Here is an 11,430-nt window from a genome sequence, read left to right as displayed (position 1 = left end):
AATCATTTCAACTCTAATAACACTACATTTTCAACATGTGTCGTCATTGGGAACATATCGACAGGCTGGATATCAACTGCTTTATATCCGCCTTCTTCCAATATATGAAGATCACGCGCTAAAGTGCCTGGGTTGCATGATACGTATACGACTTTTTTAGGTTTCATCTCGATGATCGTATTCAGAAGGGATTCTTCACAACCTTTGCGAGGCGGATCCACAACGATGACATCCGCAGTGTTGCCCTTTTGATACCATTCAGCAATAACGTTACCTGCGTCACCGACCATGAATTCTGCATTTGAGATTTCATTCAATTCAGCGTTGCGGCGTGCGTCTTCAATCGCATCTTCGACCACTTCGACACCAATCACTTTTTTCGCCTTTTTAGCTACAAATAAAGAGATGGTTCCAATGCCGCAATAAGCATCTATCACCGTTTCTTCACCGGTCAGCCCTGCATATTCAAGAGCTTTATCATAAAGGACTTTCGTTTGGTCTGGATTGATTTGGTAGAAGGATTTTGCTGAAATCGCAAATTTCACATCACCGATCATATCATGGATCACTTCGTCGCCCCATAGTACAGTCATTTTATCGCCCAAGATAACATTCGTTTTCTTGGAATTCACGTTTTGTACAATGGATTTCACTTGTGGAAGACGTTCAACGATTTCCTTCACGATGGTTTCGATGAAAGGGATACTTTTCGTTCTTGTAACAAGAACAATCATTAATTCGCCTGTTTGCTTGCCATAACGGGCCATGATGTGCCGCAAAACACCTTTATGTGCCTCTTCATTATAAGCAGGGATACCAAGTTTACTGAAAATCTCTTTAACAACTTGAACGGCTTCATTGATCACTTCATTTTGGATAATGCTTTCTTTCGTTTCAACAATTTCATGTGTCCGCGGTTTGAAGAACCCTGCTATTAGCTTGCCATCCTTTTCACCAACAGGCACTTGCGCTTTATTGCGATAATGAGTTGGATTCTCCATCCCGATGATCGGGTGAACCTTCACATCCTCAAGTTTCCCGATGCGTGTCATCACTTCACGCACTTGCTTTTCCTTGAATTCCAACTGTCCTTCATAGCTCATATGCTGAAGCTGACAACCACCGTATTTAGGGTAATCTTCGGTCGTGACCTCAACACGGTAAGGACTGTTTTCGATAATCTCCATCAAGCGGCCGAAGCCATAACCCTTATTAGCTTTCATCACTTTAATTTTTGCTTTTTCACCTGGAAGGGCGCTCTGAACAAAGATCGGGTAGCCATCGACTTTAGCGACGCCAGCCCCTTCATGTGTTAAATCTTCAAATAAAACCTCTATAATATCATTTTTAGCAACTGGTGCTGTTTTTTTCATATCATCTTCTCTTTTCTTTTTTATGCTAGCCTGTATTTTACCACAATAGAGGCCTTGTCACAAAACCACTCACCAATTTACCTTGGTTTTCATAAAAATATAGTGGAAGGAATTACGGATTTTTCATAGTTCCATGAATAAAAGTTCACTAAAAAAAGAAAAATAAGGAAAAACAGATGAGGTGAGGAAATGGGTTTATTTAACTCTATATCGGCCTGGAATGCTACAAGGTTAGAGAAACATCGTGCAAGTATGGAGGAAAAAGGCCTCTGTCCGGATTGTTACGGACGTGGATACAGCTCCTTCGTACCTACGGAATATCATTTTTCCGATATACACGACTGTCCCGGCTGTAATGGCACCGGTGCTTACGCTGATTGGGCCGCCATGAATGGACAGCAAATGTAATCGCATACAGTGCCAAATTTCAAATGAGTAAAAAGGACCCCCTGTTAAACAGGAGGTTCTTCTATTTCCTTTACCATATAGCGAAATTCATGGCCGCTAATCAAAATGGTTTTAATTTCCACATACCCCAATCTGCCATAGAGACGATTCGCCGCTTCATTTTCCTTTTCAACGACTAAAGAAACCCTTGGATATCCCTTATGTTTAGCGTATCCCTCAACATATTGAATCAGTGCACTGCCAATACCTTTTCCTTGAAAATCCGGGTCGACGGATACTGTATCCAAATAAAAGTCTCTCATTTCCGCTTCCTTATCGATCGTAACGCTTGGGTCTTTCATCTTCATCCTTAATTGATTCACTATCGGTTCATCCAAGCTTTCGGCATCCTTGCCATGGTAAGCAATGATCAATCCAGATACTTGTCCATCATGTTCACTGACAAGCGTATTTTCATAGCTGACCCGATTCCCACTTTTCCTGAACAAATCGGCAAGAACGGAAAGTATCCTTTCTTCTTCCGTTTCACCTGTCAAAACCTCTGCAATTTCCTTAATCGCTAACCGGGTCAATACGGCTGCCTTTTCCGCATCCTCCGGTGTCGCTTTCCTGATATACATGTTTGTAATTCTCCTTGCTTCATTAAACTGAAAAGGCCACCAGATTCAGTGGCCTCTTCAACCTATTTATTTGCCGGATCGTCCGGCAGTATTCCTTGCGGGATAAATACATCAAAATGGCGGTACTGATTTACGAATTCAGCTGGGGCCATCCCGCCAAATTCCCCATCCAAGTTAAGCATCATGTCCTTTTTGGCATGTACTTTAATTCGATTGGCTTTTTCATAAATGACGTTTTTATCATGGATATGTTCACCGCGCATTGCCAATGTTGCGACACGGACAATATCAGCGAGGTTTGCCTTTTTCAAAATAAGCAACGTGAACATCCCATCATTCAAAGAGGCGTCAGGGGCCAGTTTCTCGAAGCCGCCGACCGAATTCGTGTTAGCCACCAAGAAAAGCATGATCTCTCCTTCAAAAAGCTTTCCATCATATTCAATAGAAACTTCCGTCGGCTTAATTGAAGGAAGCATTTCAATTCCTTTAATATAGTACGCTAGCTGACCAAGCATGGTTTTCAGCTTGATCGGCACGTCGTAGGTCAATTCGGTCAATCTGCCCCCGCCAGCAATATTGATGAAATACTTATCGTTCATTTTCCCGATATCGACCGGCATTGTATGCCCACTTGCAATAATTTCGGCCGCCCCTTCGATCGACTTCGGTAAATGCAGCGCCCGGGCGAAATCATTGGTCGTTCCCGTCGGAATGATTCCTAGTTTCGGACGTTTCTCTGCAGTGGCCAGTCCATTAACAACCTCATAAATCGTACCGTCGCCCCCTGCTGCAATAACTACATCATAGCCGCGTTCAATCGCTATCTTAGCCGCTTTCGTCGCATCCCCGGCACCGGTCGTCGCATGTGCAGAAGCTTCATAACCAGCTTCTTCAAGTTTTGCTAGCACACCTGGCAGGCTCTTCTTAATGGCTTCCCGGCCCGAAGTCGGGTTGTAAATCAACCTTGCTCTTTTCATTTCCCATCATCCTTATACATATTGATTCCATAATTTACATCTTAATCCTTCGTTACATGAAAAGCAATATTCGAAAAAAAGAGGACCGTATTTCGGTCCATATCTTTTACATTTTACTAGAAATCTTATCAGGGAAAATTATAATGCTTTTTACAATTTTATTCTAGTAAATGATTTCAATCATGGATATTGAACATTCACGTTAAATGTATCGGTAACCGTTAAAGTATGTTTCCCATCACCAGTATTGAATATCCCATTCTTTTTTACAATGCCTTCATCACTTGTTCCTTTTTTCACTTCAGTCATCTTCCAGCCACTCTCAGGGCCTTCAAGTTCCTCGACCCCTCTGGCATCTATCTTGATATCACTATTATCCTGAAGGACTACACTTAGATTTCCGCTGTCCTTCACACTCCAGTCATTCAAGAGCTTTCTAGGCTTCAAGACAAGATCGGTACTTTGTCCGTCTATCTCCACTGCCAACTCAGCAGGGATTATAAGGGTTGCCTTAAGATTCCTTGTACCACTGTCTAAAAGTCCATTTTGACTCGGTAAATCCTTGAAGCTAATATAAAGAGTATCACCATTTCTCTCAACAAGTAAATAATCTTCCGCCTTTTTCAACAACGAATCAGCATCTTCCAGTACCCGCTCACCATATGTTCCAAAAACGGAAACTTCCTCGTCCTTACCACTTTCAATTGTCAATGGGTATGAGCCAGTGTCCAGGACAACTCTATGTATGCCCTCCCCTGCCTTTTGATTGAAACCAGGCAAATTGACCGTTTTCTCTTCACTATTAACGGCAGCCCTAACTTGATCCATCAATCCGCTGGATGTAAGCAGAATTAAAACTATTCCCGTCGTTCCAAGCAATCCCACGAAAAGAATGCTAAGAATATCATACTTTACAAAAGAACTTTCTTTTCTGGAAAAATAAATATAAAAGAGAATCTCTGCACCCAAGATAATGAACAGCAACGGCCACCACGATAGCAGAATCGTCGTCAAATTCATATCCGCAATTTGAGAAACGAGTAAAACCAAACCCAAACCAACCAGGGAGATCCCCATTGAAATCGTTCCGACTCTCCATGTTCTCATTTTGTCTCCTCCTCGACTCTCCCTTTTTTACTTCCCGACAGCAATTTGATTCCCCCGCCTATAAGAAGGATGCATACAAGTCCTTTTTGAAAATAATCTCTAAACCAATACTCCAAGTTGCTTCCAATCCATTCATCCAAATGAGGGGCAATGGCCGGGACGATTATATTACTGGCCAAGAAATAGATTCCAATTCCCACCAACCCCAATCCTAGCCATTTTTGGTGATTGACCATACCCGAAATGATGGGTGTATCTTCTACTGGACCCTCTTCCATTTTCGAGGCTTTTTGTAATCCATCAAAAAAACTATAAAACCAGATAATCGGGATAAGGAAAAAGAAGAAACCTAACCGGAGTAAATCCAGTATGTAAATGGCGAATAAAAAGCCTGCCATCAATTGAATCCCACGTTTTTGCAGCCCCAAATATAAGTGACCTGCACCAGGAAAAATGGCGAATAAAGTCGCAACCGATTTACTCTTCTTCCCGGATTCCCTTCTCTCCTCGAAATCTTCCAAAACGGTCCGATCGATAAGCTCCTCACCTCTTTGCTTTTTATTCAGCTGTTGAACAGAATCAAAAAAGCTGTAAATCCAGATAACAGGCAATAATGCCATGAATATTAACAGACCTTCCATTTGTGTCATCACACTGATGAATACCACCATGATGCCAAGGCCTAAAAAGCCGATGAGAAAAATGAGTCCCCGATTCATGAGACCCAGCTGAAAATGCCCTAATCCTGGAACGAATGAAAGGATGATTACATAAAATCTTTCCGCCTCCGGCTGATCGGCCCCTACATTCTCTTCACTTTTAGGATTTCTCAGTGAGGTGACCACCAAATCAAATATACTGATGAAATAAAACACCATTCCAATAACGGAAAAAGCCAGAAACGCATCCGATTGACTGATCAACGAAAGAAGTAGACCTCCAAGCCCCAATCCAGCCGTGGCAAGAAAATAAAATAACCCTTTATATTTTCTTCCTAGGTAAAAATGTCCGAAACCTGGCAGAAACGATAATAAAAAAGCTAATACCGGACTTTTATTCATTTCTAAACCCCTCCTTATTTTTCTTCTCGATTGTGTCCATCCAATTAAATGTTTTATCAATAAGCCCATCGGTTAAGGACTGCGTTTCCTTTCCGCTGCTTGATTCCACAGAATCCACGTACTCCGTCAATGATTGAAATACTCCGCCTGCCATCAATAAAATCGTAAACCCTGCCGCAATCAGGTAATGTCTTGTAATCGTCCGAAGTGATTTTTCTTTTCGGTGTTGCTTAGCCTCTTCACCAGAACCTTCTTTCAATCGGCTTATCGAGTCCATGACCGGACCTGCAATATCAAATCCTTCGATGTCCAGACTATTTTCTTCTTTTTCCATCGCTTCCATATAGGCAGACAAACACTTGTCACAGGAGTATAGATGATTTTCATATTCAATTTTTAGAGCCTCTGGTATTTCATCTGCCAAATATGCAACCCATTCTGCTTCAGGAACATGATTCATGAAAAATCCTCCTCTTTCCAATGTTTTCTCATCCAATTTCTTGCCCGATATAGCTTTACCTCGACAGATTTCACTTGAATATGCTGTTCCTCTGCAATTTGCTTGAATGTCTTTTCCTTTATGTAATAGCTATATACAACTTCCCGATATCCCTCTGGAAGGTCATTCAGCTTCCGTAATACTTGCTTTCGCCTTTCATTCCGAAAGAATACGGCCTCGACATCATCAGTTAAGCCCAAATTAACTTCCGATGAATGTTCGTCCTGTAATTCTTCCTTTTGGCGTTCCCTCTTTCTCTTTAGATCGATTGCATGATTGACCGCAATTCGGGTAATCCAGGTTTTGAAACCTTGGTTCTTATATTGAGGAAGAGAGGTGTAGATTTTGATAAAGACTTCCTGGGTAACATCTTCTGCATCCTTTTGATTCCGCAAGACGGAATAGACGGTCCTATAAATCGTCTGTTTATATGTTTCAATCAACATTCGGAATGCATGATCATTCCCAGCCCTTACCTTCTCAACTAACTCATCCGACACTTCTCTTCCTCCTTTCCTTTTAGTCATTCATGTAATAGACGCACAAAAAGGAGTTACCCCTACAGATAACTCAAAAAAAATCAAAAATATTTCCGGCTTTTTCACACTTAATCAAGAGAAAACCGTACCACTTTAAAAGTGATACGGTCAATATTAACGTTTATTGATTTCTTCCACCAAAATTTTATTAACAAGCTGTGGATTGGCTTGTCCTTTTGTTGCTTTCATGATCTGCCCGACAAGGAAGCCGATTGCTTTTTGTTTACCGGCCTTAAAATCTTCAATTGATTGCGGGTTATTATTCAATGCTTCTTCAACGGCTGTACGCAATGCGCCTTCATCGGAAATTTGGACTAGTCCCTTCTCCTTGACGATCGTTTCTGCATCCCCGCCGTTTTCAATCAATTCTTTGAAAACTTTTTTAGCGATTTTAGAAGAAATTGTGCCATCTTCAATAAGCTTGATCATTCCAGCCAACGATTCAGCAGTCAATTTGACATCATGCAGCTCTTTACCTTCTGCATTCAAGAAAGCGGAAACCTCGCCCATGATCCAGTTAGATGCCAGTTTTGCATCCGCGCCTGAAGCGACTGTCGCTTCAAAGAAATCAGCACTTTCTTTCGTTACCGTTAAAACGGCTGCATCATATTCCGGTAAGCCAAATTCTTCGACATAGCGTTTTTTCCGGGCATCCGGAAGTTCCGGAATCTCGGCAGCGATACGCGCTTTCCATTCTTCATCGATATGGATCGTCAATAAGTCCGGTTCCGGGAAGTAACGATAATCATCGGAGCCTTCCTTAATTCGCATTAGTACCGTTCTGCCTGTAGCTTCATCAAACCGGCGTGTTTCCTGTTCGATTATGCCGCCTTCATTCAAGATTTCCGCTTGGCGGATTTCTTCATGCTCCAACCCTTTGCGGACGAAGTTGAATGAGTTCAAGTTTTTCAATTCGGTTTTCGTACCGAATTCTTTTTGGCCGACAGGTTTCAAGGAAATGTTGGCATCACAGCGAAGTGAGCCTTCTTCCATTTTACAATCGGAAACGCCGGTGTATTGAATGATGGATTTCAATTTTTCCAGATATGCATAAGCTTCTTCCGGGGAAGTGATATCCGGCTCGGATACGATTTCAACTAGAGGCGTACCTTGGCGGTTATAATCACAAAGTGAATAGTTCCCTTTATGTGTCAGCTTTCCAGCATCCTCTTCCATATGAATGCGGGTAATGCCAATTTTCTTTTTCTTGCCGCCCACTTCAATCTCAATCCAACCATGCTCACCGATCGGCTGATCGAACTGTGAAATTTGGTATGCTTTAGGATTGTCCGGGTAAAAATAGTTTTTCCGGTCGAATTTCGTAATTTCCGCCACTTCGCAATTCAGGGCAATTGCAGCCTTCATTGCAAAATCAACAGCCTTTTTATTGACGACAGGCAATACACCTGGGTAGCCTAGGTCGATTACAGTCGTGTTACTATTTGGAGCGGCACCAAAATGATTTGGGCTCGCTGAGAAAATTTTAGAATCCGTTTTTAATTCTACGTGTACTTCTAGACCAATCACCGTTTCAAAGTCCATTTTTTTCACCCCTTACAGCTTAGGAAATTGTTTATGAAAATCTGTTGCTTGCTCAAATGCGTGAGCCGCGCGGTAAATCGTGCTTTCATCAAAATGCTTCCCAATCATTTGCAGTCCAAGCGGAAGCCCATTCGCTGCGAATCCACATGGCACGGATATACCCGGTACACCAGCAAGATTGACTGGAATCGTCAAGATATCATTCGCATACATCGTTAATGGATCGTCGACTTTTTCACCAATTTTAAATGCAGGCGTAGGTGTAGTCGGTCCAACGATGACATCGTATTTTTCAAAGACATCTTCAAAGTCTTTTTTGATTAACGTACGTACTTTTTGAGCCTTTTTATAATAAGCATCATAATAACCTGAACTTAAGGAGAAAGTTCCAAGCATGATACGGCGTTTCACTTCGTCACCGAATCCTTCTGCACGGGTTTGCTTATACATTTCTATAAGTGTTTCTGCATTGTCTGTACGGTGTCCGTAACGCACACCGTCAAAACGTGAAAGGTTAGCCGAAGCTTCCGATGAAGATAGCAGATAATAGGCAGCTAAAGCATATTTGGAATGCGGCAAGGATACCTCTTCCCATTCAGCTCCAAGCCCCTCTAATACTTTTAACGCTTCAAGTACGGAATTACGTGCTTCTTCCCCAACGCCTTCGCCAAGATATTCTTTAGGCACAGCTATTTTCAATCCTCTAACATCGCCTGTTAATGAATTCACAAAATTCGGCACGTCAACATTAGCAGAGGTCGAATCCATTGGATCCACACCTGAAATCGCTTCAAGCAAATAAGCGTTGTCTTCAACAGTTCTTGTAACCGGACCGATTTGGTCCAGTGAAGACGCAAATGCTACAAGTCCGTATCGGGAAACCCGTCCATATGTAGGTTTTAAGCCGACAACTCCACAATATGCCGCTGGTTGGCGGATCGATCCACCCGTATCGGAACCTAAAGAGAATAGGACTTCACCAGAAGCGACAGATGCAGCTGAACCACCCGAAGAACCGCCTGGCACATATTCCGTGTTCCAAGGGTTGCGTGTTGCCTGAAACGCGGAGTTCTCATTGGAAGAACCCATCGCAAACTCATCCATATTCAATTTCCCGATCGTAACCGTTTCTGCCTTCTGTAGCTTTTGAACAACGGTTGCATCATAGATTGGATCAAAGTTCTCCAAAATTTTGCTCGCGCAAGTCGTACGCAAATTTTTAGTGACAATATTATCCTTCACTCCGATCGGCATACCAAATAAAGCGCCTTCGTTCTCGCCTTTTACCAATTGATCATCCAATCGTTTTGCTTGATTGAGGGCGTTTTCTTCATCAAGTGTCAAAAATGCCTTCACCTTGTCCTCTACCTGTCCGATTCGCTTATACGATTCGTTAACAAGATCAGTGACACTTATCTCTTTCTTATGTAAGCGTTCATGAAGCTCAGAAACCTTTTGTTCGAACAACGACATCATTGTCCCTCCTTATTCAATTATAGATGGTACACGGATATATCCATCTTTGCTATCCGGTGCATTTTTAACTACTTCTTTTACTGGCAATCCCGGTTTTGCGACATCTTCGCGCATAACATTCTTCATATCCAAAACGTGAGAAGTCGGGTTTACTTGATCCGTATCAAGCTCATTCAACTGCTCCGCGAATGAAATCATTTGGTCAAGCTGATGCTGAAACTGTTGTGCTTCTTCTTCCGTAATGGCCAAACGAGCCAAATGGGCAACGTGTTTAACTTGTTCCATAGAAATACGTGACATTCTCTTCACCTCCGAAAAAATATCCAAATCGACTGAATTTCGTCGCTTTTCTCCATATAATCATCGTTTAAATCATATCAAACTATTACACAGTAAAGCAACAAGAGATACAATGTCGAAATTCAATTATTTCATAAGGAAAAAGAGATATTTTCCGGGAAATATGGGAAAGCTGCCGGAATTTCCGGGGAAATGACAATAAGTCCTTTAAAATTCGACAAATGTTCCCTTTTTAAAAGCAGTTGCTCCTTAAAATGGAAGGGTTTACTTCCTGGTTAAAGGTTATTTAGGATACATTCCCATTTAAAAGCGGGACACAAAAAAGATGAAGCCGTTAAGCTTCATCTTTTTTCATTCGTATATATGCACGGTTGGTTCGTCCTGATTTGCTTCACGGACTATGAGCGCTTCAGGTCCATTTACAGAGGTAATGGATACCTGTACGGCAATATAGTTCGGGAAACGTTCCATTATAAGCCCAGCAACATATTGGGTAAAGCCGATGGCTTCAGAGTTCCCATAAAATTGAATGGGGATATCGATGTTCAGACTTTGCAATTGATCATCCATATAGAACGCCCTGCCGATGACTCCGTTAAAGTTAGGGAAGTATTCTTCAACATCTTCTTTAAAGTTCGTGAAAGTATTGACGTCATCACGGTATTTTTTTTCAGCACCAGCTGAAGGAAATAGGAAATACTCTTCGTTCAAGTCCGTCCATTTTCCAATGTTGTCAGAGTTTTTATCGATATTTGTATAGGAAATGAAATTCCCAGGGACCACTGAAGATTTTTCATTTTGCTCGAATAAGGCAATCGTAATCGGAACATTTTTCAGCTTGTCCTTTTTACGCAGCCTTTTTAAGACTTCTGCAGCAATTTTCTCCCCTTCTTGCTTTAGCTTTTTACTATCGATTTTCTTTTCATATGTGGCACCAAATGCCTCTTTTTGATAGTAATGCACTGAATTCAGCGCAAGACCTATTACAACTCCGCCAAGGCTCACTGAATTATCTTTTGTTTTTACCAAGTAATTATGTTCTAAAACATGGGCAAGATAGATCGGATTATCTTCATTCCGCTTATCAATGTCACCTTTACCTGGATCAACCGGATTCAAGCCAAGATTCTTGGAGGCTTTCATGTCCTTTTCTTTCAACTGACTATCGGTATATTTTCTGTTCAGCCAAGAAGATATCTCGGAACTATTTAGTATTTGCCCCTCTTGAAACAGGTAATCTTCCGGGTCGAATTGGGTTTGGGCCAACCGCATCAATCCATTTTCGAATTCTTCAATGTCATATCGGGTATTTAGATTGGATACGACCAAACCGCGTGCTTTTGATGGTTCAAACGGTAGGATTGTTTGATAATATTCTTCCGAAATTTTATACTTCGGAATAATTGCCGTTTCTTTTTTGTCTTTGGAGTCTTGGACTACCTCTTGCTTATCCTCAAAACTAGGCGCACATCCAGCAAGAAGCAGTATAAGAATCATCCCCAAAATAGAGAGTTTCCTCATAGCTACA

General features: G+C 41.7%; 12 protein-coding genes. 1 reads left to right on the top strand and 11 read right to left on the bottom strand.

Annotated elements, in window-relative coordinates:
- Positions 1–2: 2 nt before the first annotated feature.
- Complete coding sequence (rlmD, locus tag ABOA58_RS02205; protein WP_350301027.1) at positions 3–1,373, bottom strand: 23S rRNA (uracil(1939)-C(5))-methyltransferase RlmD; 1,371 nt, start codon at positions 1,371–1,373, stop codon at positions 3–5.
- Positions 1,374–1,562: 189 nt separating this feature from the next.
- Here rlmD and ABOA58_RS02200 point away from each other — a divergent pair, with 189 nt between their 5' ends.
- Positions 1,563–1,781, top strand: a complete 219-nt coding sequence (locus tag ABOA58_RS02200) for a methionine aminopeptidase (RefSeq protein WP_101225004.1) — start codon at positions 1,563–1,565, stop codon at positions 1,779–1,781.
- A gap of 44 nt (positions 1,782–1,825) precedes the next feature.
- Here ABOA58_RS02200 and ABOA58_RS02195 read toward each other — a convergent pair whose 3' ends face one another.
- From ABOA58_RS02195 to ABOA58_RS02150, 10 genes are all read right to left on the bottom strand, one after another.
- Positions 1,826–2,401: a GNAT family N-acetyltransferase gene (locus ABOA58_RS02195; RefSeq protein WP_350301026.1), complete on the bottom strand. Its 576-nt coding sequence runs from the start codon at positions 2,399–2,401 to the stop codon at positions 1,826–1,828.
- Between the two features lie 62 nt (positions 2,402–2,463).
- Positions 2,464–3,378 (bottom strand): diacylglycerol kinase, encoded by a 915-nt coding sequence (locus tag ABOA58_RS02190; protein ID WP_241590133.1) that lies wholly within the window; start codon positions 3,376–3,378, stop codon positions 2,464–2,466.
- A 180-nt stretch (positions 3,379–3,558) separates the two neighbouring features.
- On the bottom strand, positions 3,559–4,485 hold the full coding sequence (locus tag ABOA58_RS02185; RefSeq protein WP_350301025.1) for a LiaF transmembrane domain-containing protein: 927 nt from the start codon (positions 4,483–4,485) through the stop codon (positions 3,559–3,561).
- On the bottom strand, positions 4,482–5,546 hold the full coding sequence (locus ABOA58_RS02180) for a hypothetical protein (RefSeq protein WP_350301024.1): 1,065 nt from the start codon (positions 5,544–5,546) through the stop codon (positions 4,482–4,484). The genes ABOA58_RS02185 and ABOA58_RS02180 overlap by 4 nt, the downstream gene beginning before the upstream one ends.
- Positions 5,539–6,006: a hypothetical protein gene (locus ABOA58_RS02175; RefSeq protein WP_350301023.1), complete on the bottom strand. Its 468-nt coding sequence runs from the start codon at positions 6,004–6,006 to the stop codon at positions 5,539–5,541. The genes ABOA58_RS02180 and ABOA58_RS02175 overlap by 8 nt, the downstream gene beginning before the upstream one ends.
- Complete coding sequence (locus tag ABOA58_RS02170; RefSeq protein ID WP_350301022.1) at positions 6,003–6,545, bottom strand: RNA polymerase sigma factor; 543 nt, start codon at positions 6,543–6,545, stop codon at positions 6,003–6,005. Before ABOA58_RS02170 ends, ABOA58_RS02175 begins: the two co-directional genes overlap by 4 nt.
- Before the next feature lie 153 nt (positions 6,546–6,698).
- Entirely contained in the window at positions 6,699–8,126 is a 1,428-nt protein-coding gene (gatB, locus tag ABOA58_RS02165; RefSeq protein WP_076372752.1) for an Asp-tRNA(Asn)/Glu-tRNA(Gln) amidotransferase subunit GatB, read from the bottom strand.
- Positions 8,127–8,138: 12 nt separating this feature from the next.
- Positions 8,139–9,599, bottom strand: coding sequence for an Asp-tRNA(Asn)/Glu-tRNA(Gln) amidotransferase subunit GatA (gene gatA, locus ABOA58_RS02160; RefSeq protein WP_350302768.1), 1,461 nt, complete (start codon positions 9,597–9,599; stop codon positions 8,139–8,141).
- Between the two features lie 12 nt (positions 9,600–9,611).
- Positions 9,612–9,902 carry an Asp-tRNA(Asn)/Glu-tRNA(Gln) amidotransferase subunit GatC gene (gene gatC, locus ABOA58_RS02155; protein ID WP_350301021.1) on the bottom strand — a complete coding sequence of 97 codons (291 nt, stop codon included), beginning with the start codon at positions 9,900–9,902 and terminating at the stop codon, positions 9,612–9,614.
- Between the two features lie 351 nt (positions 9,903–10,253).
- The gene (locus ABOA58_RS02150) at positions 10,254–11,423 is read right to left on the bottom strand and encodes a CamS family sex pheromone protein (protein WP_350301020.1); all 1,170 of its coding nucleotides are present in this window, start codon (positions 11,421–11,423) and stop codon (positions 10,254–10,256) included.
- Positions 11,424–11,430 lie beyond the last annotated feature (7 nt).

This window comes from Peribacillus frigoritolerans (genome assembly GCF_040250305.1).
GTDB lineage: Bacteria > Bacillota > Bacilli > Bacillales > DSM-1321 > Peribacillus.
The sequence above is the reverse complement of the archived record's forward strand: the minus strand, read 5'-3'. Positions and strand labels throughout refer to the sequence as shown.